22 protein-coding genes are annotated in these 23,714 nt (G+C 64.5%); 8 read left to right on the top strand and 14 right to left on the bottom strand.

What is annotated here, in order from left to right; translation table 11 throughout:
* Positions 1 to 32 precede the first annotated feature (32 nt).
* Together pyk and FJ430_RS06740 are read right to left on the bottom strand one after the other, a co-directional pair.
* Positions 33 to 1,460 (bottom strand): pyruvate kinase, encoded by a 1,428-nt coding sequence (pyk, locus tag FJ430_RS06745; protein ID WP_140704625.1) that lies wholly within the window; start codon positions 1,458 to 1,460, stop codon positions 33 to 35.
* Entirely contained in the window at positions 1,457 to 2,014 is a 558-nt protein-coding gene (locus FJ430_RS06740) for a DUF1036 domain-containing protein (RefSeq protein ID WP_181175304.1), read from the bottom strand. Before FJ430_RS06740 ends, pyk begins: the two co-directional genes overlap by 4 nt.
* A 170-nt stretch (positions 2,015 to 2,184) precedes the next feature.
* On the opposite strand from FJ430_RS06740, the gene FJ430_RS06735 reads away from it, so the two are divergent.
* The 3 genes from FJ430_RS06735 to FJ430_RS06725 all read left to right on the top strand — a co-directional run bounded on the left by FJ430_RS06735 (position 2,185) and on the right by FJ430_RS06725 (position 4,771).
* The gene (locus FJ430_RS06735; RefSeq protein WP_140704623.1) at positions 2,185 to 2,982 is read left to right on the top strand and encodes an N-formylglutamate amidohydrolase; all 798 of its coding nucleotides are present in this window, start codon (positions 2,185 to 2,187) and stop codon (positions 2,980 to 2,982) included.
* 55 nt (positions 2,983 to 3,037) lie between these two features.
* The gene (locus FJ430_RS06730; protein ID WP_140704621.1) at positions 3,038 to 3,346 is read left to right on the top strand and encodes a DUF1244 domain-containing protein; all 309 of its coding nucleotides are present in this window, start codon (positions 3,038 to 3,040) and stop codon (positions 3,344 to 3,346) included.
* 243 nt (positions 3,347 to 3,589) lie between these two features.
* Positions 3,590 to 4,771: an MFS transporter gene (locus FJ430_RS06725; protein WP_140704619.1), complete on the top strand. Its 1,182-nt coding sequence runs from the start codon at positions 3,590 to 3,592 to the stop codon at positions 4,769 to 4,771.
* Here the strand turns inward: FJ430_RS06725 and FJ430_RS06720 are convergent.
* On the bottom strand, positions 4,729 to 5,643 hold the full coding sequence (locus tag FJ430_RS06720) for a LysR family transcriptional regulator (protein ID WP_140704617.1): 915 nt from the start codon (positions 5,641 to 5,643) through the stop codon (positions 4,729 to 4,731). The genes FJ430_RS06725 and FJ430_RS06720 overlap by 43 nt on opposite strands.
* Before the next feature lie 96 nt (positions 5,644 to 5,739).
* Between FJ430_RS06720 and FJ430_RS06715 the strand changes: the two genes are divergently transcribed.
* Positions 5,740 to 6,696, top strand: a complete 957-nt coding sequence (locus tag FJ430_RS06715) for an SDR family oxidoreductase (RefSeq protein WP_140704615.1) — start codon at positions 5,740 to 5,742, stop codon at positions 6,694 to 6,696.
* On the opposite strand, the gene FJ430_RS06710 is transcribed toward FJ430_RS06715, so the two are convergent.
* From FJ430_RS06710 to FJ430_RS06690, 5 genes are all read right to left on the bottom strand, one after another.
* Positions 6,697 to 6,855 (bottom strand): DUF3309 family protein, encoded by a 159-nt coding sequence (locus FJ430_RS06710; protein WP_140645812.1) that lies wholly within the window; start codon positions 6,853 to 6,855, stop codon positions 6,697 to 6,699.
* Between the two features lie 199 nt (positions 6,856 to 7,054).
* Entirely contained in the window at positions 7,055 to 10,231 is a 3,177-nt protein-coding gene (locus tag FJ430_RS06705) for an efflux RND transporter permease subunit (RefSeq protein WP_140704613.1), read from the bottom strand.
* Positions 10,232 to 10,305: 74 nt separating this feature from the next.
* Positions 10,306 to 11,505, bottom strand: coding sequence for an efflux RND transporter periplasmic adaptor subunit (locus tag FJ430_RS06700; RefSeq protein WP_140704611.1), 1,200 nt, complete (start codon positions 11,503 to 11,505; stop codon positions 10,306 to 10,308).
* Between the two features lie 85 nt (positions 11,506 to 11,590).
* A complete protein-coding gene (locus FJ430_RS06695; protein WP_140704608.1) occupies positions 11,591 to 11,803 on the bottom strand; it encodes a hypothetical protein in 213 nt (70 codons plus the stop codon).
* 59 nt (positions 11,804 to 11,862) lie between these two features.
* Positions 11,863 to 13,284: a coniferyl aldehyde dehydrogenase gene (locus FJ430_RS06690; RefSeq protein WP_140704606.1), complete on the bottom strand. Its 1,422-nt coding sequence runs from the start codon at positions 13,282 to 13,284 to the stop codon at positions 11,863 to 11,865.
* A gap of 273 nt (positions 13,285 to 13,557) precedes the next feature.
* Here FJ430_RS06690 and FJ430_RS06685 point away from each other — a divergent pair, with 273 nt between their 5' ends.
* A complete protein-coding gene (locus FJ430_RS06685; RefSeq protein ID WP_140704960.1) occupies positions 13,558 to 14,442 on the top strand; it encodes an AraC family transcriptional regulator in 885 nt (294 codons plus the stop codon).
* Positions 14,443 to 14,531: 89 nt separating this feature from the next.
* Here FJ430_RS06685 and FJ430_RS06680 read toward each other — a convergent pair whose 3' ends face one another.
* Together FJ430_RS06680 and FJ430_RS06675 are read right to left on the bottom strand one after the other, a co-directional pair.
* On the bottom strand, positions 14,532 to 15,662 hold the full coding sequence (locus tag FJ430_RS06680) for a patatin-like phospholipase family protein (protein ID WP_140704604.1): 1,131 nt from the start codon (positions 15,660 to 15,662) through the stop codon (positions 14,532 to 14,534).
* Between the two features lie 495 nt (positions 15,663 to 16,157).
* Positions 16,158 to 17,243: a citrate synthase/methylcitrate synthase gene (locus tag FJ430_RS06675; protein WP_140704602.1), complete on the bottom strand. Its 1,086-nt coding sequence runs from the start codon at positions 17,241 to 17,243 to the stop codon at positions 16,158 to 16,160.
* Positions 17,244 to 17,332: 89 nt separating this feature from the next.
* On the opposite strand from FJ430_RS06675, the gene FJ430_RS06670 reads away from it, so the two are divergent.
* Complete coding sequence (locus FJ430_RS06670) at positions 17,333 to 18,478, top strand: citrate synthase (protein ID WP_140704600.1); 1,146 nt, start codon at positions 17,333 to 17,335, stop codon at positions 18,476 to 18,478.
* A gap of 79 nt (positions 18,479 to 18,557) precedes the next feature.
* Here the strand turns inward: FJ430_RS06670 and FJ430_RS31590 are convergent, their stop codons facing one another.
* The 3 genes from FJ430_RS31590 to FJ430_RS06660 are packed head-to-tail and all read right to left on the bottom strand — an operon-like array spanning position 18,558 to position 19,712.
* Entirely contained in the window at positions 18,558 to 18,707 is a 150-nt protein-coding gene (locus FJ430_RS31590) for a hypothetical protein (RefSeq protein ID WP_264296185.1), read from the bottom strand.
* Positions 18,643 to 18,981 carry a thymidylate synthase gene (thyA, locus tag FJ430_RS06665; RefSeq protein ID WP_264296135.1) on the bottom strand — a complete coding sequence of 113 codons (339 nt, stop codon included), beginning with the start codon at positions 18,979 to 18,981 and terminating at the stop codon, positions 18,643 to 18,645. Before thyA ends, FJ430_RS31590 begins: the two co-directional genes overlap by 65 nt.
* 11 nt (positions 18,982 to 18,992) lie before the next feature.
* Positions 18,993 to 19,712 carry a winged helix-turn-helix transcriptional regulator gene (locus FJ430_RS06660; RefSeq protein ID WP_140704598.1) on the bottom strand — a complete coding sequence of 240 codons (720 nt, stop codon included), beginning with the start codon at positions 19,710 to 19,712 and terminating at the stop codon, positions 18,993 to 18,995.
* A gap of 205 nt (positions 19,713 to 19,917) precedes the next feature.
* On the opposite strand from FJ430_RS06660, the gene FJ430_RS06655 reads away from it, so the two are divergent.
* On the top strand, positions 19,918 to 21,150 hold the full coding sequence (locus FJ430_RS06655) for a flavin-containing monooxygenase (protein WP_140704596.1): 1,233 nt from the start codon (positions 19,918 to 19,920) through the stop codon (positions 21,148 to 21,150).
* Positions 21,151 to 21,589: 439 nt separating this feature from the next.
* Here the strand turns inward: FJ430_RS06655 and phaR are convergent, their stop codons facing one another.
* Positions 21,590 to 22,183 carry a polyhydroxyalkanoate synthesis repressor PhaR gene (gene phaR / locus FJ430_RS06650; RefSeq protein ID WP_140645823.1) on the bottom strand — a complete coding sequence of 198 codons (594 nt, stop codon included), beginning with the start codon at positions 22,181 to 22,183 and terminating at the stop codon, positions 21,590 to 21,592.
* A 305-nt stretch (positions 22,184 to 22,488) separates the two neighbouring features.
* Between phaR and FJ430_RS06645 the strand changes: the two genes are divergently transcribed.
* Positions 22,489 to 23,673, top strand: a complete 1,185-nt coding sequence (locus FJ430_RS06645; protein ID WP_140645824.1) for an acetyl-CoA C-acetyltransferase — start codon at positions 22,489 to 22,491, stop codon at positions 23,671 to 23,673.
* Positions 23,674 to 23,714 lie beyond the last annotated feature (41 nt).

Below are 23,714 nucleotides of genomic sequence, written 5' to 3'. Positions count from 1 at the left end.
TGCAGGCCGGCCTCACCTGAATATCGGCATATTTAATGCGCGTCCGATCCCAGATACGCTATCCGCAGCATATTGGTCGAACCGGGCGTCCTGAGCGGCACGCCGGCCGTGATGATCACCCGGTCGCCCGGCTTGCCGAAGCCTTCTTCCAGCGCGATCCGGCAGGCCCTGTCGACCATGTCGTCGAGGTCGGTGGCATCTGGCGAGACGACGCAATGCGTGCCCCACAGCAGCGACAGGCGACGCGCCGTATTGAGGATCGGCGACAGCGCCACGATCGGCACCTGCGGGCGTTCGCGCGCGGCGCGGAGCCCAGTGGTGCCCGATGCGGTGTAGGAGATGATCGCCGACAGTTTCAGCGTCTCGGCGATCTCGCGCGCGGCCAGCGAAATGGCGTCGGCCCCGGTGGCCTCGGGCTCCGAGCGCTGCGCGTTGATGATGCCGGCGTAAGTCGGGTCGGCTTCGACCTTGGTGGCGATGCGGTTCATCATGGCGACCGCTTCGACCGGATAGGCGCCGGCCGCGGATTCGGCCGAAAGCATGATCGCGTCCGCGCCTTCGAAGACGGCGATCGACACGTCGGAGACCTCGGCGCGGGTCGGCACAGGCGCGGTGATCATCGATTCCAGCATCTGCGTGGCGATCACCACCGGCTTGCCGGCGCGGCGCGCCGCGCGCGTGATCTGCTTCTGGATGCCGGGCACCGCTTCGATCGGCATCTCGACGCCGAGATCGCCGCGGGCAACCATCAGCGCGTCGGAGAGCTCGATGATTTCGGGGAGCCGCGCCACGGCCTGCGGCTTCTCGATCTTGGCCATGATCAGCGCGCGGCCGCGCGCGATCTTGCGGGCCTCCGCCAAATCCTCCGGCCGCTGCACGAAGGACAGCGCCACCCAGTCGACGCCGGTGGCGAGCACCGCATCGAGATCGGCGCGGTCCTTCTCGGTCAGCGCGCCGACCGGCAGGTCGGTGTCGGGCAGGCTGACACCCTTCTTGTCGGAAATGCCCGAGCCGGCGACGACCGTGCAGGTGATCGACTTGCCGTCGCTCTTGACCGCCTTCAGCTCCAGCTTGCCGTCGTCGATCAAAAGTCGGTGACCGGTCTCGACCGAGCTCAGAATTTCGGGATGCGGCAGATAGACTCGCTTCGACGTGCCGGGTTCGGGATTGTCGTCGAGCGTGAATGTCTGCCCTGGAGTCAGCGCTTCCTTGAGGTTGGCGAACTTGCCGACCCTGAGCTTCGGGCCCTGCAGGTCGGCGAGGATGCCGATCGGCCGGCCGACGGCCTCCTCGACGGCGCGGATGCGGCCGACCAGCGTGCGCATCAGTTCGTGGTCGGTATGGCTCATATTGATGCGGAAGACATCGGCGCCCGCTTCGAAAAGCTTCTTCAGCATCTCCTCGGATGAGGAAGCCGGACCGATGGTGGCGAGGATCTTGACCTTGCGGTTACGTCTCATTGACTGTTTGTTCCCGGAGCGGGGGCCGCTGCTGGCGCGCCTCCCGTTGCGGGCTCGTCGGTCAGCTGGACCATCCAGCTGGCCTGCTCGCCCGTGTCATATTCCTGAAATCCGGCGCGCTGGAAGCCCCGGGCGACGCAATCATTCACGCCGGCGATCTTGAACTCTTTTTCGGCGACGCACATGTTGATCGGGCCGTCCCAGCGCCCGCCGCGTTCGGCGTCTTCTGCATAAAGATAGTAAAACCTTGATGACAGCGGACCTTCGATCAGCGTCTTGCAGGTCGATCCTTCGATGTGCCACCAGCCCTCGGTGATCCAGCCGGCCTTGGCGCGATAGCCGATGCCGACGCCCACCAGATTTTGCGTTGCGTTGCAAACGCGGAAGTCGGCCCGGGCCGGCGAGGTCGCGGCTATCGCGAAAAATCCCGCGCCGATGATCAGCAACGGCACGACCAGGCGCTTGCGCAACCGGCCGGCAAAACCCATCGCAGATCCCCTTGCGAACCACATTTGCATCTCTCGAAGCCCCTTTTCAGCAAACTCAGGTCGCATGTCAACGCGCCGTTTTGTTCAATTCCAATCGATTTAGAAGGGCCCGTCGCGGGAATTCTCCACCCGTCGGGGATTTTTTGCAGAAACCTTGGCCAAACAACGGCATTGCGCCGGCGTCCTCTTCGTGGAATGACGATAGCACATCGCAGACGCCATCCCCTTTTCAGCCGATGACCCGATCCACAGTTTTCACGCCATTCGACATTGTCGAGGGCGACCGCAAGAAAGGCGTCGTGCTTCTGGCCGATCACGCCCGCCGCGATCTCCCCGACGAATATGGCAGCCTCGGGTTGCCGGCATCCGAATTCGATCGTCACATCGCCTATGACATCGGCGTCGAGACGGTGACGCGCGAGCTTGCCGCGGTGCTCGATGTGCCTGCCGTGCTTGCCGGCTTCTCGCGGCTGCTGATCGACCCCAACCGGGGCGAGGACGACCCGACCATGATCCGCCAGCTCTATGACGGGACCGTGGTGCCGGGAAACTATCCGATTGCCCGGGAGGAACGCGAGCGGCGGCTCGACCGCTTCTACCGGCCCTACCACGACGCCGTCGGCGCGATGATCGCCTCCGTCGCGCACGCCTCGGGCAAGGCGCCGTTCATCTTCTCCGTGCATTCCTTCACGCCGGTGATGCAGGGTTTTGTCCGCCCCTGGCATGTCGGCGTGCTGTGGGACCGCGACGACCGCGTGGCGCGGCCGCTGATCGACACGCTGGCCGAGGATAAGTCCCTCGTCGTCGGCGACAACGAACCCTATGACGGCGCGCTGCGCGGCGACACCATGTTCCGCCACGCCATCGTCAACGGCTACGCCCACGCGCTGATCGAGATCCGCCAGGACCTGATCGCCGACCGTGCCGGCGCTGTCGCCTGGGCCGAGCGCCTGGCACCGATCGTTGACGCCATCGACCGGCGTCCCGATATACATGAGGTGAAAATGTTCGGCTCGCGCACCGGACCCGCATGAAAGGCCGTCGGGCCAGACATGTACGTGATGAGACCGACAGTCCAGGAGTTCCTCAATGACCGAACTCAACGACAATCAGAAACGCGATTTCGAGGCAGCCGCCTTCCGCAGGTTGGTGACGCATCTGCGCGAACGCGGCGATGTCCAGAACATCGATTTGATGAACCTCGCCGGCTTCTGCCGCAACTGCCTGTCCAACTGGTATCGCGAGGCCGCCGAGGCCGAGGGCGTCGCGCTCTCCAAGGACGCTGCGCGCGAGATCATCTACGGCATGCCCTATGCCGAATGGCAGGCGCTCAACCAGACCGACGCGTCGGAAGCCAAGAAGGCCGAGTTCGAGGCGCGGCGGCCTAAGGATCACTAACGATGCCGAACGCTTTCGCGACTTCGTCATTCCAGGGCGGAGCAAGGAGCGGAGCGACGCGCGCAGACCCTGGATGACGAACGGAGGCGCGTTTCGGCCGATCTCCACGGCGGCAGCCCGCCACGAACGAAAACGGCATCGGTCGCTCGCTTGGTCCAAGCACTTCCCGAACGCGGTTCTTGACTGCTGATTGAATCGATCTAATTTGCCGCGCGAACCCCTTTGCATGGCGGATTTCAGACCATGAGCGTGCAAACCACGATGCAGGCCGCGACGCGCGGCCGCTGGGCCGTCGCCGGCATTTTCCTCGCCAATGGTTTCTTGACCGGCAGCTGGGCGCCGCAGATCCCGGTGTTCCTTACCCGACTCGACATCACGAGATTCACGCTCGGCCTGCTGATCCTCCTGTTCGGCGTCGGCGCCGTGATTGCCATGACCTGGTGCGGCCATCTCATTTCCAGGCATGGCTCGCGCACCGTGACGCGTTGGTTCGGCATCTGCGGCAGCTTCGGCCTGCTGATCGTGGCGCTCGCGCCCAACGTCCCCCTGGCGGCCATTGCCATGCTCGTCTTCGGCGGCTCGATCGGCGGCATGGATGTCGCGATGAACTCCAACGCCGTGGTGGTGGAAAGGCGGCTCTCCCGGGCGATCATGTCGTCCTCGCATGGCTTCTGGAGCCTTGGCGGCTTCGCCGGCGGCGCGCTCGGCGGCTATTCGATCCAGAACTACGGGTATCTTCCCCATGCCGTCGTGGTGACGGCGATCGCGTTTGCCGTCATCGCCTTCGCCATTCGCTATCTCGTCGCGGACGACAAACCGCAGGCCGTCGAGCACCAGAAATTCACGCTGCCGCGGCACACGGCCGTCTACCTCGTCGGGCTGATGGCGCTGCTCACCATGATTTCGGAAGGCGCGGTGCTCGACTGGGCGGCGCTCTTCCTGCATCAGGAGCTGGGCGCCGATCTCGCGGTCGCCGGCCTCGCCTACGCCGCCTTTTCCGGAGTCATGGCGCTGATGCGTTTCCTGGGCGATGGCGTGCGCAACCGCTTCGGCGCGGTGGCGACCTTGCGCGGCTCGGCGCTGGTCGCCGCCACCGGCATGCTGGTCGCCGGTCTCTCGCCCTCGCCTTACCTCGCCATTGCCGCTTTCGCCTTCTGCGGCTTCGGCATCGCCAACATGGTGCCGATCCTCTTTTCGGCCGGTGGCAACCAGGAGGGCATGTCGTCGGGCACAGGCATGAGCGTCGTCACCACCATGGGCTATTCCGGCATCCTGGTGGCGCCGTCGGCGATCGGCTTCGTCGCCGAGCATTCGAGCTTCGGGCCGATCTTCGTCGCACTGTCCGGGCTGCTGGTCATCGTGCTCTTGATGGCCGGGCTCGCTCACCGGGCCGAGTTCGCGCCCGAGCCTGTTCCTGCCGAATAGCGTTTCAATTCTTCATGCAGGAAGTCCGCTACGCGGCGGATGCGCCTGCTGGTGCGCACGTCGCGATGCATGGCGAGCCACACGGGCAGGACCGGCAGCGGTACATCGGGCAACAGCTTTTCCAGGTCCGGATCGCGGTCGGCCAGCGGCTCCTGGCCGATGCCGATACCGTTGCCGGTCCGCACCGCTTCCCACAGCACGATCTGGTTGTCGGTCCGGAAGCGGAAATGGCTGCGGCCGACCGGAATGCCGAACGCGGTGAAACCGCGAATGATCTCGTCGCTACGGTCGAAGCCGACCAAGGCATGCTCGGCAAGGTCGGCGGGTGTTTCGGGCCGGCCACGCCGGTCGAGATAGGCGCTTGCCGCACATAGGCACAGTGGAATGTCGGCGACCTTGCGCGCCACCAACTCGTTCTGCGCCGGCCGGACCATGCGGATGGCGATATCGGCATCGCGGCGCAAGAGGTTCTCGACCTGGTTCGAGGCGACGATCTCGACCTCGATGCCCGGTTCCTCCTCGCCAAGACGGGCCATCATCTGCGGCAGCACAAAGGCCGCGACCACCTCCGAGGCGGCGATGCGCACGGTGCCCTCGATTGCCTCGACGGAGCCCAGCGCCAACAGCGAAAAGGCATTGGCCTGCTCGCTGACCGCCCGGCCGCGCTCGTAGAGCGTGCTGCCCGCCTCGGTCAGCTCATAGCCGCGCCGCCCGCGCCGGAACAGGATGACGCCAAGCGCCGCCTCCAGCTCGGTGATGTGGCGGCCGAGCGTCGGCTGGCTGGCCGCAAGCCTGCGCGCGGCGCCCGACAGACTGCCGGTTTCGGCGACGGCGACGAAGCTCTTGATCAGGTTCCAGTCGAATTCTTTCATTCATTTTTGAATAACAGATCGCCGAACTCAGTCAATTTCAATTCGCCCGCGAAGGCATCAGATTGATCGGGCAAACGCAAACAACGGAGAGAACAGATGACCAAGATCGCAATCCTCGGCGCCAATGGCCGGCTCGGCCGCATGGTCGGCAAGGCTTTCATCGACGCCGGCTTCGACGTCCGCGCCGTCACCCGCACCGGCAAGGTGCCGGCGGAACTGAAGGGCGCTATCGCAGTTGCCGGCGATGCGCTCGACCGCCAATCCCTGATCCGCGCAACGGAAGGCGTCGACATCATCTTCAACGGCCTGAATCCGATCTACACCGACTGGGGCAAATGCATGCCGATGGCAGAAAACGTCATGGCCGCCTGCCGCGAAAACGGCGCGCTGCATCTCTTCCCCGGCACCGTCTACAATTACGGCTCGCCGATGCCGCAGGTGATCACGGAAGCGACGCCGTTCCATCCGACCACCGAAAAGGGCCGCATCCGCTGCGCCATGGAAGCGCTGTTCCGCGACGAGGCCGAAGCCGGCCGGGTGCGCACCATTGTCCTGCGCGCGGGCGATTTCTTCGGCGGCACCGGCTCAGGCTCCTGGTTCGACCTCGTCGTCGCCACCAAGATGAACAAAGGCGTCTACACCGCGCCCGGCCCAACCGACCTGACGCATGAATGGGCCTACCTGCCGGACTTCGCCGTCGGCTTCGTCGGCCTGGCGCGCAATCTCGACAAGCTCGGCTTCTACGAAGCCATCAATTTCCCCGGCCACGCCATCACCGACCTCGATATGAAGGCCGCGGCCGAGAAGGCGCTCGGCCGCAAGCTGAAGCTCTCCTTCATGCCCTGGTGGGTGCTGCGCGCCGGCAGCCCGTTCGTGGCCATGTGGCGCGAGATCGTCTCGATGTCCTATCTGCGCTTCGAAGCGCACCGGCTGGTTTCCACGCAGCTGGAACAGGTCATCGGCGAAATCCCGCACACCCCGCTCGACGAAGCGGTGAAAGAAGCGCTGCGGGATATCGGCATCGCCGCGGAACCCGCTCGCCGGGCCGCCTGATCAGATCCTGCCCATGAGCACAAGGATCAGCAGCACGACCAGGACGACGCCGACGATGCCGGACGGCCCATAGCCCCAGGATCGCGAATGCGGCCAGGCCGGCACGGCGCCGATCAGGATCAGGATCAGGATTATTACGAGAATTGTGCCGATCGTCATGAGAAACCCTCGCCGTCTGGTTGAACTTGAGGGCACAATGCAAAAAGCCGCTCGGTTGTTCCCGGGCGGCTTTTGTCTCTAATGCATGTCGCGCAAAAGTGTGCAGCGGTTTTGCGATAACGACATGCATGAAAACAAAGGCCTAAAGCGCGTCGCCTGAATCCGCTTCAGCGCGACGCGCTTTAGGCTTGGAAGCGCTCTATTCCGCTGCTTTCGGGAAGGCCTCCGCCGGCCCCGCGCCGGCCTCGCCGGCCGGCTCGTCGGTCGAGACCTGGCCCTTGCCGCGCCGGAATAGGCGGCTGAGCCAGTGGCGCCGCTGGCCGGGCTTCACCTTGGCGCGGGTGAACACCATCAGCATCGAGGGCGTCACCACCAAGGTCAGCAGCGTGGCGAAGGACAGGCCGAAGACGATCGCCGAGGACAGCGAAATCCACCATTGCGTCGACGGCGCGTTGATCGTCGTCTCGTGATGAAAGATTTCGAGCCCGAGGCCGAAGGCGATCGGCAGCACGCCGAGGATGGCCGACACCGCCGTCAGCACCACCGGACGGGCGCGCTCGCGGCAGGTCTGCAGCACCGCCTCCATCTTGTCCCAGCCTTCCTCGCGCAGCCGGTCATAGGTGTCGATGAGCACGATATTGTTGTTCACCACCACGCCGGCGAGCGCGATGACGCCGATGCCCGACATGACGATGCCGAAGGCCTCGCCTGTCAGAAGCAATCCGAGGAACACGCCGATCGTCGCCATGACCACGCAGGACAGCACCAGCCACACGCTGGTGAACTTGTTGAACTGCGCCAGCAGCACCAGGAAGATCAGGAAGATCGCAGCACCGAAGGCCTTGCCGAGGAAGGCGCTGGCCTCCGCGCTGTCCTCGTTGGAACCGGCGAGCTTCCAGCGGATGCCGCTGCCGAGATTCATGTCGGTAACGGCCTTGGTCACCTGCTCCTGCACCGCCGCGACCTGCGCGCCGGCGCTGACATTGGCCTGCACCACCACGGTGCGCGCGCCGTCGATGCGGTTCAGGATGCCGACGGTCGGCTCCGGCTTGCGCACGACGAAGTTGGAGATCGGCACCGAACCTTGCGAGGTCTGCACCCTGAGCTCGTCGAGCGTCGACAGCGTACGCCGGTCCTCGGGCAGGCGGAGCCGGATGTCGACCGCGTCGTCGGCGCCGGCCGGCCGGTATTCCGACAGCTTGAGGCCGTTGGTCACCAGTTGCACCACCGTACCGACCGAAGTCGGGCTGATGCCGTATTGCGCAGCCTTGGCGCGGTCGACCTCGATCGCCCAGTCGACGCCGGGCGGCGGCAGGCCGTCCGAAATATCGATGACGTTGGGGATCTTGGCGATGCGTGCCGCGACCGCGCGTGCCTTGTCGTCGAGCCCCGCCGGGTCGACGGCCGACAGCCTGATCTGGATCGGCTTGCCGGTCGGCGGGCCGGCTTCCGGCACGCGCACTTCGACATCGACGCCGGGAATGCCGGCCATCACGCCGCGTAGGTCGTCGAGGATCTGGTTGGCCGACTTGCGCTCGCGCCAGTCGACGAATTCGTACTGGATGACGCCGACCACGTCTTCCGGGATGTCCTGGCCGCCGCCTTGCGTCTTGCCGACACGCGTATAGACCGACTTCACGCCGGGCCAGCCGAGCAGGCGGTTCTCCGCCGTCTTCGTCGCCGCGTCCATTTCGGCCAGCGAGAGATTGCCGCGGGCATGCACATAGAGCAGGCCGTAGTCCGGCTCGACGCTGGGGAAGAACTCGACGCCTGCGCCATATTTCGAATAGGCGAAGCCGACGCCGACCAGAAGGCCGACGGTAAGCAGGATGACAGTGATCGGGAAGCGCACCGCCTGCTTGACCACGGCCATGTACCAGCCGTCGCGGTTGCCCTCCTCGTGATGCTCAGGCGCCTTGGCGAAGATCGCGCCCAAAGTCGGTGCGAAGACCAGCGCGTAGAGCATCGAGGCCGACAGCGTCACGATCAGCGTGATCGGCATGTATTTCATGAAGTCGCCGATGATGCCCGGCCAGAACAGCAGCGGCGAGAAGGCGGCGATGCGCGTCATCGTCGCCGCGATGACCGGGCCGGCCATGCGCTTGGCGGCCAGCGCGAAGGCGTCCGCCTTCGGCATGCCCTCGCTCATGCGCCGTTCGGCGAATTCTGTGACGATGATGGCGTCGTCGACCAGCATGCCGACCGCCAGGATCAGGCTGAACAGCACGATCATGTTGATCGTGTAGCCCATCATGGCGAGCAGCAGGATGCCCATCAGGAAGGACGACGGGATGGCTAGGCCGATGAGCAGCGAGGCTCGACCCGACAGCGCGTAGAGAATGACGATGAAGACCAGGATGACGGCGATCATCACATGGTTCTGCAGGTCGCCCAGCAGTTGGTTGACGAAGACCGACTTGTCCTGCGTGTAGGTGACATGCATGCCCTCGGGCATCGTCTTGATGAAATTGTCCGACACTTCCCTGACATGGGTCAGCGTGTCGATCAGATTGGCGCCGATGCGCTTCTTCACCTCGATGGCGATGGCTGGCCTGCCGTCGAGGCGCGTCACCGTTTCGGCATCCTTGAAGGTCGAGCGGATCGTCGCGATGTCTTTTGCCTGCACCACCGCATTGGGCGTCGCGACGACCGGCAGATTGGCGACATCCTCAGGCGTCTCGATCAGCGACGGCACCTTGACCGCGTATTTGCCTTCCGAGCCCTCCAGGTTACCGGCGGCAACCAGGCTGTTGGAGGAGGCGACACCCTGGATCACCTGGTCGAGCTGCAGCCCGTAGGAAGAGAGCTTCACCGGATCGACGACGACCTCGACGAGGTCGTCGCGCGCCCCCTGCAGCGAGCCTTCGAGCACGCCGGGCACTTCCTCGATGCGGTCGCGCAGCTCGCGCGCGGCCGACGTCAGCACGCGTTCCGGCACATCGCCGGAAAGCGTGACGACGAGGACCGGGAATTCCGAGACGTTGACCTCGTTGACCGTCGGCTCCTCGGCCGCCTGCGGCAGGTCGGCCTTGGCGTCCTGCACCTTGCTGCGCGTGTCCTGCAATGCCGTCGCGAGGTCGGTCTGCGGCTGGAACTCGACCAGCACGTAGCCGCCGCCCTGGAAGGCGGCCGAGCGCATCTCCTTGAGCCCCTTGAGGCTCTTGAGCTTGCTCTCCATCGGCCTCAGCAGCAGCCGCTCGGAATCCTCCGGCGAGATGCCCTGATAGATCAGGCTGACATACATCATCGGAATCGGAACGTCGGGTTCCGCTTCCTTCGGCGTCGACTGATAGGCGACCCAGCCCGCGACGAGCAGGAACAGCAGCGCCGATATGGTGAGGCGGGCGTTGTTGATGGCGAGTCTGACGATATCCATGACTTCGGCCTGTTATGCTTCGGAGGCTGCGGACTGCCGTCGCCGGGGTGGCCCGGCGCGCGCCGCGTCGTGCTTTACTGCGTGCCGGCGGTGGCTTCGCCGATCAGCTTGCTGATGGTCGCCTGGTCCGCCTCGACGGGCTTCACCAAGTCGCCTTCCTTCACCAATTCCTGGCCGGCGACGATGATGCGCGCATCCTGCGGGATGCCGCCCAGCACCAGGCCGTGCGGCGTGTCGTCGACGAGATCGATCGGGAAGAACGCCACCTTGTCGTCCTTGCCGACGGCGCGGATGCCGAGGTCGCCCTTGTCGCCCAGCGTCACCACCGAGCGTGGCAGCATGACCGCATTGGTCGGCTCGGCGCTGAGCGTGATCTCGGCCGTCATGCCGGCGGGGATCGAACCGTCGCCATTGGGGATCGCCACCTCGACGCGGAAGGTACGGGTCTGCGCCGAGGCATCGCGGCTGATGTAGCGCACGGTGCCGGTGACCTTCTGGTCATTGACCAGGCGCACGTCGGCCTCGTCGCCGATCTTGACGTAGCGCAGGTCGCGCTCGCTGATCTCGCCGCGTGCGATCACCGGATCGAGCTTCAGGATCGTCGCCACCTCGCCGCCCTGCATCACCGAGCTGCCTAGCTCCACCGGGATGCGGTCGATGACGCCGTCGAACGGCGCCTTGACCTCGTTGCGGTCGAGCTCCGCCTGCGCGGTGTCGAGCTGCGATTGCGCAAGCGTCAGGTTGGAGCGGGCGGTGTCGAGCTGCAGCTTGGGCAGATTGCCGGTCTTGGCCAGCCGCTCGGCGGCGTCGAGCTCGGCCTTGCGCTGCACCAGCAACTGCTTGGCGTTGTCCACATTGGAGATCTTCTCCTCGGCCGCGAGCATCAGCACGAGGTCGCCAGTCTTGACGTGATCGCCCTGCTTGACCGGCAGCTTTTCGATGACGCCATTGACGCGGGTTGCAAGAACCGCGCGCTTGTCGGCCTCGGTCAGCCCGGAAACGCGGATGGCGCGCGCAAAGGTCTTGCGCGGCGGCGTCACCACCGCGACGGTGCGCGGCGCAGCCTTGGGCTCGGTTTGCGCCTCGTTCGGCTTGGTGGTGTCCGGCTTCCCGGCTTCAGGCTGCGCCGGCTTGCCGGCGTCAGCCTGCTTGTTGGCGGTAACCGTCTTGTCGGCGGCGCTGCCGACGGAGGAAAACTCGCCCGTCCCCATCCAGGCCGCGAATCCGATGAGCACGACAATGGCTGCAAGCTTGTGAAACCTGATTTTCGGCATCGTCATTTTTCCGTTGCAGGACCTGGCGAGGTCGGCGCTTCCGACTTCGGGCGCGCGGCCGATATGGGTGCGCGCGGGGCCCAGTTCAATTTGCCGTGAACGGCGAAGCGCCGCTTCTACCTGAAAGTTGCGGCGCAATATAGCCGGAAAAGTTGCGGGAACGTTGCGGCGTGGAACGCTGTGCCTCGACAAATGCAAGCTTTTCTGCCAGCCGGCTGCCGCTTTTGCAGGCGCGGTGACAGGTTTCCCCAAGGTTACTGGCAGCAGCCGTCAGCATGATGCGAAAAATCTTCCGCATGCAGCGACAGTCGCCCGGCTGGAGCGCAGTCACGCCCCGCCATTTCCCGGCTGAAGTTGTCAAGTGATGAGGTTCAGCAGCCGGAAGAGACGCTCGAAGGTCTTGCCATAGGGCGGGCGCAGCAGGCCGCCGGCGCTGAGCTTCGACTGGATGAAGATCGGCTTTTCCTTGCTGAAGGTGCGAAACCCCCATTCGCCGTGATAGGCGCCGGTGCCGCTCTCGCCGACGCCGCCGAAGGGCTGCCGCTCCTGCACCAGATGCAGCATGCAATCATTGACCGTGACGCCGCCGGCCACGGTTTCCCGCATGACCCTCTGGCGATTGGCGCTGTCGCTGCCGAACCAGTAGAGCGCCAGCGGACGCTCGCCCCGGTTCACATGTTCGATGGCCTCGTCCACCGTGCCATATTCGACGATCGGCAGCACCGGCCCGAAGATCTCCTCGCGCATCAGCCGCAGATTCTCGCCGGCATTGCGCACCAGCACGGGCGCCATCTTGCGGTCAGTGACGCCAAGCTTCTCGTTCGCAGGATTGATCTCGGTGATGTCGGCGCCACTGTCGCGCGCTTCCGCGACCATGTCACCCAGCCGCCGGTGATGCCGCTCGCTGACGATCGCCGTGTAGTCGCGATTGTCGCCAAGGCGCGGATAGAGCTTTGCGATTGCCGCCGCGAACTTAGCCGCGATCGCCGCGCCCTGGCCTTGCGGGACCATCAGATAGTCCGGCGCGATGCAGGTCTGGCCGGCGTTGAGCAACTTGCCATAGGCGACGCTGGCGACCGCCGCGTCGAGATCGCAGGAGGGATCGAAGATCGCCGGCGACTTGCCGCCGAGCTCGAGCGTCACCGGCGTCAGATTGGCGGCGGCGGCGAGCGCAACCTGGCGGCCGACGGCCGTCGAGCCCGTGAACAGCAGGTGATCGAACGACAGGGACACGAATGCCTTGCCGACCTCCGCGTCGCCAACCATCACGCTGACCTCGTCGGCGGCGAAATATTTTTCGACCAGGCTGGCAAGCAGGTCCGAAAACTTCGGCGTCAGCTCCGACGGCTTGATCATAACGCGGTTGCCGGCAGCGAGTGCCGCGGTCGCCGGCGCAACGGCGAGCTGGAACGGATAGTTCCAGGGCGAGACGATGCCGACGACGCCGAGCGGTTGCGGCAAGAGGCGGTTGCGTCCCGGCAGGAACGGCAGGCTGGTGGCGACGCGCCGCTCGCGCATCCAGGCGCCGAGATGCGACAGCGCATGCCTGATGCCGGCGCGCACGACGAACAGCTCTGCAAGCCGCGTTTCCTCAGCCGAGCGTGCCGAAAAATCGCTGTCGATCGCAGCACATATCTCGGCTTCATGCTTTTCGGTGAGCGCCAGAAGGCGGTTCAGCCGGTCCTTGCGCGCCGCCAGCGTCGGGAACGGCTCCTTCTCGGAGGCCCTGCACTGCGCTTCAAACCTGACCCCGAGAGCGTTCTGTCCGGTCTGCAGCATCGCTTACCTCCCCTTTACGTTCAGGTAAGTTACATCGGCCAAGCAACCGAATCCAGCATTTGCCTCGATCCAAGCGATCCGGATATCCCGTTTGGCACCCGTCATCGACATAGGAAAGCCACCGGTCCGCAAACCGCCCTTTTCGCCGTTCATGCATGAATTGGCGTGCAAACGGTCCTTGGCGGCGGTGGGCGGCTCGCGACAGAACCGCAAGATCGGTCGAGCGCCTCATGTCCGCGCGGCTTAGCTGATGCTGCCACGGAGAATGGAACGATGAAGGCGGCAGTTCAAAACCACCATGCCCGGATGCGGAGGGTGCTGGATCACATAGACCGGCATCTGGACGACGATCTGGACCTGGACGCGCTGAGCGGCGTCGCGGCCTACTCGAAATATCATTTCCACCGGCAGTTCACGGCGACCTTCGGGCTGTCCGTGCATCGCTATGTCCAGCTCGCCCGCATGAAGCGCGCTTCATGCCGGCTGGGCTGCGCGGATGCCGAAAGCGTCACCGATATAGCGATGGATGCCGGTTACGACGCACCGGATGCCTTCGCGCGCGCCTTTCGGCAACGGTGCGGCCAATCGCCCTCGTCGTTCCGAAGGTCTCCCGACTGGGGTTCGTGGCTGATGGCCTTCGGGCCGCTCGACAACGCGAGGAGAAAGCTCATGCAGATAATCTTTACACCGGAAGACGTGATGATCCGCGACGTGCCGCCCACCCCGGTGGCGATCATGGAACATCGCGGGGATCGGGCGACGCTCGGCGATACCATCCAGCGGTTCATCGCCTGGCGCAAGGCAGCCGGCCTGTCGCCCGAAACGAGCCCGACCTTCAACGTCTTCCGGTCCGAAAGATGTCCCGCTGTCGCGGCCGACTACAGCATGGACATTTGTGTCGGCACCGACCGGCCGATCGACGCGGGCGACGAGCAGATGAAGGCTGGCGTGATCCCCGGCGGACGCTGCGCCGTGCTGCGCTACCCCGGCAACACCAACAATCTGGAGCCGGCCGCGCTTTATCTTTATCGCGACTGGCTTCCGGCCAGCGGCGAGGAAGCACGCGACTTCCCGATCTATTGCCAGCGGCGGCTGTCCTTTCTTCCGGAGATGTCGGTGCCCGAGATCGTCACTGAACTCTTTTTGCCTCTAAAATAGCGCGGCGGGAAAGCGGCCTTTCTCTTCCGTTCGAAGGAACGGGCCGCAATCCAACCAATCTCGGCTTTACGAGCTCACGGCCTGGGCAATCAGGCGCGGCGCCGCGCGGATTCCGGCTTGATGCGCGCGGCGAGGAATTCCTTGACGCGACGGCCCGGCGCCGGGCCGCGCAGCGGCTTGAACCCATCGTCGAGCTCGCCCGATAGATCGAGCGTGGCCCGCTGGCCGACGGCGTCGTAATTTTCTTCCAGCCAGTCGCTGGCGGCGCTGCGGCCGAGGTCGCGCAGATAGGCGATGAAAGCCCATTCGGCATTGACCTTGGATGAGGCGGACAGGTCCTTGAAGGCCTCGTCGGCATCGATGCGGTGCATGCGGATGTCGCGATATTCGCCATGCGGCAGGCGCCCGGCCGCGATCAGTTCCTTGACGAAGGCGATCGAGCGGAATTCACGCAGCAGCCCGGCGTTGAAGGTAATCTCGTCGATGCGGTTCTGGATCTCGTTGGCGCTTTTCGGCGTGCCTTCGCGCACGACCGGATTGATCTGCACCAGAAGCACGTCCTCGGTCGCCGCCGTCTTGAAGAATGGATAGAGCGCCGGATTGCCGCCATAGCCGCCATCCCAATAGGGCACGCCCTTGATCTCGACCGCCTGGAACAGCTGCGGCAGGCAGGCCGAGGCCATCACCGTGTCGAGGTCGATCTCGCCGTCGGAGAAGACGCGCAGTTGCCCGGTTTCGACATTGGTCGCCGAGATGAACAGTTCCATCGATTTGCAGGTGCGCACGTTGTCGAAGTCGATCTCCTTCTCGACCACATCGCGCAGCGGGTTGAGGCCGAGCGGATTGGCGACATAGGGCGAGAACACCCGCGACATCGTGTCGAAGAAGACATAGCCGGGTGTGTTCTCGATCGACCAGTTGCCCCAGACCACGTCCCAGGGCATGCGCTGCACCGGGCTGAAACGGCCCTTCGAGGCCACCGCCCGCCAGAAATCGTCGAGCTTTTTTCGCGCGCCTTCCACGCCGCCCCGGACAAACCCGTCGGCCAGCGCCACCGCGTTCATGGCGCCGGCGCTGGTGCCGGACACCGCCGCGATCTCCAGCCGCCCATCCTCCAGCAGCCGGTCGAGCACGCCCCAGGAAAAGGCGCCGTGCGAGCCGCCGCCCTGGAGGGCAATGTTGATCTTCTTCTTTTCCTCCGCCTTGCCGTTCTTCGCCATGGCGTTCCTTGTCTCGATGCGCCGCCCTACCGCCGCGTCATTTGGACGGAGCCGGTGCAGTCAGCCTATGTTGCAGTGCAGCATATAAGGGCGGACCAAGGCAAGAACACGAACACACAAGCGTGATCATGGATTTTCCTCGCCCCACGAAGTGGGCTACAGCATGCTGTGACTGGCGTGACTGATCAGACCTGAGGCTTGATTGCCACGTGGTTCCCCCAATCCGTCGCTGCTTCGCAGCGCCACCTTTCCCCCCTCCGGAGGGAAAGGAAGGGAGCCCTTGCTGGACGAGCGTTGTCGGCAAAAAGCCTGGCGCGCCTTTCCTCTACCCCGTCGATCGGGGGAGAGGTGGCTCGGCGAAGCCGAGACGGAGTGGGGGTCGATCAGCGCTACATTAGCCAATGCATGCGCCAAGCTGCCATACACGCTATCGCCAAAGGCCAGCCGCTTGGAAATGTGTGCATGCCGTAGACAAAGTGGGGCGAGGAACTACCCTCAGGCGACGAGATCCGGCACCGGCCCGACATAGCGCGACTGCGGCCGGATCAGCCGTCCGGTCGCCTGCTGTTCGCGGGCGTGGGCGATCCAGCCGGCAACGCGGCCGGCGGCAAAGACGTTGGAGAATGCCTCTTCCGGGAAGCCGACCGCTTCCAGGAGAAGCGCGGTGTAGAACTCGACATTGGTCTGGATCGAGCGTTGCGGCTTGGCGATGCGAAGCACTTCGAGCGCCGCCTGCTCCACCGTCTCGGCGAAGGCCAGCCGGCTGCCGGTCTCGTTGCGGGAACCGAGCTGCCGCACGACGGCCTTCAGCGCGTCGGCGCGCGGATCGCGCACACGATAAATGCGGTGGCCGAAACCCATGATGCGCCGGCCATGCGCGATCTCGTTGCGCAGCCATGCCGTGGCGTCGCCGCTCGCCTCGATGGCGTCCAGCATCTCGATCACCGGCCCGGGCGCGCCGCCATGCAGCGGCCCTTTCAGCGCGCCGAGCCCGGCCAGGACCGCCGAGGTCAGGCCGGCCTGGGTAGAAGCCACCACGCGGGTCGCGAAGGTCGATGCATTGAGGCCGTGGTCGCAGACCGTCACCAGATAGCTGTCCAGCGCCTTGGCAAGCGCCGGCGAGGCGGTGGCGGCAAGCATCCGCAGCATGTCGCCGGCATGATCGGCATTTTCGTCGGGAGCGATCGGCGTCTCGCCCCGGCCGAGGCGCAGCAGCGCCGGCGTGAGCACCGCCGGTGCCGCGATCAGCCGCAGCGCGTCGGCAAGCCCGTCACCGTCCGACAGGACGGCCATGCCGGCCCGCATGCCGCTATAGACATCGAGCGGCGCCAGCTGCGCAAGCATCGGTTTCACACGATCAAATACTTCCACCCGCGCCTTGCCGATCGCCTTCGCCAGTTCGGCATCGCTGGGAAGGTCGTCGAAGAAGCCGTCGAACAACAGCCGGACCACCTGCGCGTAGCGCCAAGGGCCGGCGAGTTCCATCAGCGAATGGCCGCGGATGGTGAGGTGCCCGCCTACACCGTCGACATCGGAAAGCACCGTGTCGGCCGCCACAACATCATCGAGCCCATTCGCCATGATCGTCTCCTTGACCTTTTGTGCATTGCAATTAATGCTGCGCAATCAATGCATCAATCTTGATCAAGATAATCAATGTAAGGCGGCAAATGACGGAATGGCTGTCGCGGGAGCAAGCGCTGGAGCGGCTGAACGTCCGGCCGCAGACGCTTTATGCCTATGTCAGCCGCGGCCGCATCGGCATGAAACCGGACGACACCGACCCGCGCCGCAGCCAGTACCGCGCCGACGACATCGCCGTGCTCGCCACGCGCCGCGACCGCGGAAGGAGCCCGCGGGCGATCGCCGAGAGCGCCATCGCCTGGGGCGAGCCGGCGATCGCCACCTCCATCTCGACGGTGCTGCATGGCCGCCTCGTCTATCGCGGCAGGGACGCGGTGGAGCTTTCGGCGACGGCGACGCTCGAGGAGACCGCCGAACTCGTGTGGGCTTCCGACCGTCCGGTGTCGTTCGCTCCGCTGACCCCTTCGGCTGCCCGGCAAAGCGGCACGCCAACGGCATTTGCCAGGCTTTCGGCGCTGGCTGCCGAAGGCTGGCCTTCGCTCGGCCGCAGGCCGGCCATGCTGCAGCAGGACGGCGCCGCCGCCACCAGCGCTCTGGCCTCCGCGCTCGGCGCGACGCCGGGCTCGGAGCCAGTGCATGACAGGTTGGCGCAGGGCTGGTCGGTGGACGCCGCGGGGGCAAAACTCATCCGCAAGGCGCTGGTGCTGCTCGCCGATCACGAGCTCAACGCCTCGACCTTCGCCGCCCGCGTTGCGGCCTCCACCGGCGCGCCGGTCGCCGCCTGCCTGCTCGCGGGTCTCGCGACGCTGAGCGGCCCGCGCCATGGCGGCGCGGGCGCGGCGGCGATCGCGCTGGTCGAGGACGCCGAGCGGCTGGGTCCTGACGAGGCGATCGCCCGCTGGCTCGCGCACGACCGGCCGCTGCCGGGCTTCGGCCACCCGCTCTACCCCGAAGGCGATCCGCGCGCCGAGGGGCTGTTTTCCGATTTCAGGATCGATGACGGCCTGTTGCAACTGCGCAAGGCGGTTCTTGCCGCGACCGGACTGCATCCGAACATCGATTTCGCGCTGGCCGCGATGACGCGCGGCCTGCGTCTGCCCGCCGACGCCCCGTTCCGCCTGTTCGCGCTCGGCCGCAGCGTCGGCTGGACCGCGCATGCCGTCGAGCAGGTGACCAGCAACAGGCTGATCAGGCCCCGCGCCCGCTATGACGGACCAATTGGCGCGGGATGATGACCTTGGAGATCAGCCGGAACGCGTTTGAGGTCGTCATCCTGGGGCGGAGCGTGTGGCTGCCGCGCTATTGGGGACTCTAGACGGCGATCGGCGCCTTGATGCTCGCATCCGCGAGCCGGAAATCCTCGAAGCGGAAGGCGAAGAGGTCTTTCACCTCCGGATTAATCCATATCGTCGGCAAGGCCTTGGGGCGTGCGCCGCATCTGCTCGCGCGCCTGCTCGAAATGCTCGAATAAAGATGCGCATCGCCGAGCGTGTGGACGAAATCGCCGGGCTTCAGCCCCGGTCACCTGCGCCACCATCATGGTGAGCAAGGCATAGGAAGCGATGTTGAACGGCACGCCGAGAAAGATATCGGCCGAGCGTTGGTAAAGCTGGCAGGAGAGCCGGCCCTCCGAGACATAGAACCGAAATAGGCAATGGCAGGGCGGCATCGCCATATTGGAGGCTTTGCCCGAGATCATCGCATCGACAAAGTGCAAAACGCCTTGGCCCGCCAACGCAATGCTGCTTAGGCCGCCTTGGGACTCTTCGCGACACGCCTCTCTACTCGCTCGGACTTCACGTCGGCAAACTTGGACCTGGCAAGCCAACGTGGCAGGGCCGATCTTGCTCGGGCGCTACCGATCGCTTCGATCCTGCTTTGGCTGAGCGCGGCGTGAAGTGGAAGATCACCGCGCCAGACGTAGATCATGTCGCGCAAGGTCGTGGTTAGGTAGAGATCGACATCAAACGCAGGATCAGTGATGCAGAGCTGCGTGGCGCCATTCTCGCCGACAAACCAGTAGTGCCGCCAGCGAGCCGGTCGCTCGCGGAACGTAAGCTTCACGACCGAACGCTGTGCTCCGAAGGCATCCGGATGCGCCCCCCTTTCAATTGCCCAGAGAAGCAGACCAGCATCGAGTTCATGATCCATTAGCTCTCGGCGAGACCACCGTTGACCCCAGACGCCGAGCGCGTGCACCAGCGGCATCAGATCTTGGCCTGGCGCCGTGAGGTGGTAAGTCCAACCGCGCCCTGATTCCGGTAGGCGCCGCTCAACAAGTCCCTCCGCCTCCAGTTGTTTGAGGCGCTTGGAAAGGAGGGTCGGAGACGCCCGCGCAACACCGCGTTGAAGTTCAGAGAAGCGCGAAACGCCCTTACCGAGGTCGCGCAGGATCAATGGCGTCCAGCGCTCGCAGAATATCTCGGCGGCTTTGGAAATGGGACAGAACTGCCCGTAACTTCTCAATGGCCCGCTCCTTCTGTCAGCGTATCAACGCAAGAATACTACACTTTGTGGAGTATTCGAGTGCAAGGCGTCGGGGCAAACTCATCCAAGCAAGAGGCAGGTCGCCGCGCATCGCGGGCTGGCCGCGGTCGGTTGCCGCGCCCAGCGCGTGCGAGGGCTGTCGGAAGGATGGTGACGAGATGAACGATGGCCATTGGGGGCGGCCATGAGCGAAATGGGCGTTCTGGATGCCGTGGTTGTGGGCGCTGGATGGGCCGGCCTCGGCGTCAGTTATATGCTTGCCCAATCCGATATGCGGCATTGCGTCCTTGAACGCGGGCGAATCGGCGAAACCTGGCGGACCCAGCGTTGGGACTCGTTCCACTTCAATCTTCCCAACATGTACAGCGTGATGCCGGGCGATCGTTACGATGGCCCGGACCCAGAAGGGTTTATGACGCATATAGAGTTTGCGACTCTCCTTGAAGACTATGCGCGGCGCTACCAACTCCCGGTTCGTAACGGCATCTCGGTCACAAAACTGAAATCAAGTGACGGGCTCTTTCACATTGTGACGCCTGAGCAGACGTGGCGGGCGAAAAACGTGGTTGTCGCCAGCGGCAGCTTGAACCGTCCGCGTCGACCAGTTTCCGCCTCAGCGTTGACGGATGGCCCAGTACAGCTCGATGCCTCTGACTACCGTAATGCCGACGACCTTCCCGCCGGAGCTATCCTCGTCATCGGCAGTGCGCAGTCTGGCAGTCAAATCGCCGAAGATTTGATTCTGGCAGGCAGGGAGACCTATCTTGCGACGGGCCATATTGGCCGCCTGCCGCGATGCTATCGCGGGCACGACATTGTCGTATGGATGGTGAAGACCGGATTGGTCGATGCGCCGCGCAAGGATTTCGTCGATCCCTCCGGTCGCGTTGCCGGCAGGCCCCTGATTGGCGCTTTGCACACGATAAGTCTGCAATCTCTCAGCGCCCAAGGCGTCATGCTGCTCGGACGATTTCTCGGCGTGGAGAACGGCCAGCCTGTCTTCGCCGACGACCTTGTTGGGAATATTCGGTTCGGCGACGAGATTTCCGCGCAATTCAAAAAACGTATCGATGAGTTTATCGAACGCAGCGGTCTCGATGCCCCCGCACCCGTTAAGGAGGAGGCGGAGGCAGTCGCTCCGCGCCTACCCCAGCGCCCCATTCTGTCGCTCGATCTCGTAGAGCGGAACATTTCAGCGATTGTCTGGTGCACCGGCTTCCAGGGCGATTTCAGTTGGATCGATGTACCCGGTGTTCTCGACAAGCAAGGCCAGCCGGTTCACGAAGACGGCGTTGCCCCGATTCCCGGAATCTATTTTGCCGGGCTCGATTTTGCGTCCACGCGCCGGTCGGGCACCGTTATGGCCATTGAAGACGAGGCGCGTCGATTTGTCGGCCAAATATTAGCTCGGACGTGATCCGGTGACGGGTGAAGAGGTCACCTATCCGAATCGAATTCAGGAGGGTAGACGGCCAACAATCGGTGAGGACGCGCCTCTCGGAGCTTTGTTGCTCGGGCGGGCCGGGAGTTTCGAGGGTGGGACTTTGGGGCGGCCCTTGAACCGGCCTTCAACCGTTCGATGCGGTTGAAGGCCGGTCAGGCGGTGCAGGAGCTGGAGCGCTTGTCGTCCGCAGCCTCGACAGCCTAATCTGTCGCGAAACGCCAAAAGCCGCCTTTCGGCGGCCTCGGTCTTCTTCAAATCGGCACCATAAGCGACACTGGAACTGTTCGGCCTCAAATTTCCACCGTAAGTAAGTGTCGGTCTCGGTCAAAACCTGTCCGAGGATGACGAAGGGATGGGTCGGTTCGGCTAATCTCAGGCGCGGCGACCACCACCAACGACAGCCACCAACCCGTCAGGACATCGTGTCCAGCTTGCGCTGCATGGCCGCAATCTGCGCCTTCAATTCCTGCAGATCGTCGCCCTTTTCTTCCTTCTTCGGCGGCTCGGCCGGTGCTGCCGAATTGCCGCCGGCGGGCGGGAACGGCGTGAACATGCGCATGGCGTTCTGGAACATCTCGACATTGCGTCGCGTCTGTTCCTCGAGCGCCTTCATCGGCGTCTTCATCATGTCGATCGGCGTCTTGCCGAAGGCACCCTTGAGCTGCTCGCGAAACCGCTCCTGCTCCTTGGAGAAGGCGATCATCGACTGTTCGAGGAAGCTCGGCACGATCATCTGCATCTGATCGCCGTAAAAGGAGATGAGCTGGCGCAGGAACGGGATCGGCAGCATGTTCTGCCCTTCCTTGTTCTCCAGCTCGAAGATGATCTGCGTCAGCACCGGGTGGGTGATGTCATCGCCGGTCTTTGCATCCTGGACCGTGAACTCCTCGCCCTTCTTGACCATCTCGGCCAAGTCCTCGAGCGTCACATAGGTGCTTGTGCCGGTATTGTAGAGCCGGCGATTGGCATACTTCTTGATGACGATCGGGTCGTCTTTTGCGGCCATCCGTATCCTCCCCAGGACACCGGCACCTCTAGGAGTAAGCGGCCGGTAACGATTGCGCCCTTTAACCAAGATACGCGCAAAAGCGTCACAATTCCAAGCGGTTTGTGCACTGCGGCATCAATTAATGCTGCACAGCCATTGCAAAATCCGCCGCATGGCCAACGTCACGTTACCGCGACTGGCGCGCGCTCTGCTTGCCGCGCATGGCGGTCATGCCCATTTCCGGTTTGACTCAGGGTTTCGAACGGGCAAGAAAGTCCTAAAGCGATCTCGAAAATACGACACCTCGAAGTCTGGAGAAGAAAATGTCCGCTTCCAATTCCATCGTCGTCGCCAGCGCCGCCCGCACCGCGGTCGGCTCCTTCAACGGCAGTTTCGCCGCAACGCCCGCGCATGAGCTCGGCGCCGTCGTCATCAGGGAACTGCTGGCGCGGGCGAATGTCGAGGCGGCGGAAGTCGACGAAGTCATCCTCGGCCAGGTGCTGACCGCCGCGCAAGGGCAGAACCCGGCTCGCCAGGCCTCGATCAATGCCGGCCTGCCGAAGGAGACCACCGCCTGGGGCCTCAACCAGGTTTGCGGCTCGGGCTTGCGCGCCATCGCGCTCGGCATGCAGCAGATCGCCACCGGCGACGCCAAGGTGATCGTCGCCGGCGGCCAGGAATCGATGTCGATGTCGCCGCACGCCGAGCACCTACGCGCCGGCGTCAAGATGGGCGACTACAAGATGATCGACACCATGATCAAGGACGGCCTTTGGGATGCCTTCAACGGCTATCATATGGGCAACACCGCCGAGAACGTTGCCCGCCAGTTCCAGATCACCCGCGAAACCCAGGACGAGTTCGCCTTGGCCTCGCAGAACAAGGCCGAGGCCGCGCAGAAGGCCGGCAGGTTCAAGGACGAGATCGTCGCCTTCACCATCAAGGGCAAGAAGGGCGACACAACAGTCGACCAGGACGAGTACATCCGCCACGGCGCGACGCTCGACGCCATGACCAAGCTGAAGCCCGCTTTCGACAAGGACGGCACGGTCACCGCCGCCAACGCCTCCGGCATCAATGACGGCGCCGCCGGCGCGCTGCTGATGACGGAGGCCGAGGCCGCCCGGCGCGGCATCACTCCGCTGGTGCGCATCGCCTCCTGGGCGACCGCCGGCGTCGATCCGGCGATCATGGGCACGGGGCCGATCCCTGCCTCGAAGCGGGCGCTGGAAAAGGCCGGCTGGTCGGTCAAGGACCTCGATCTCGTCGAGGCCAACGAGGCGTTCGCCGCGCAGGCCTGCGCCGTCAACAAGGGCATGGGCTGGGATCCCTCGATCGTCAACGTCAATGGCGGTGCCATCGCCATCGGCCATCCGATCGGCGCTTCGGGCGCCCGCGTCTTCAACACGCTGGTCCACGAGATGCGCCGCCGCGGCGCCAGGAAGGGCCTCGCCACGCTGTGCATCGGCGGCGGCATGGGCGTGGCCATGTGCGTGGAAGCGCTGTGAACTCAGCGAGTAGCGAATAGGGAGTAGCGAATAGGGAAGAA

The organism is Mesorhizobium sp. B2-8-5, assembly GCF_006440675.2.
In the GTDB taxonomy this organism is placed as follows: Bacteria; Pseudomonadota; Alphaproteobacteria; order Rhizobiales; family Rhizobiaceae; genus Mesorhizobium.
The sequence above is the reverse complement of the archived record's forward strand: the minus strand, read 5'-3'. Positions and strand labels throughout refer to the sequence as shown.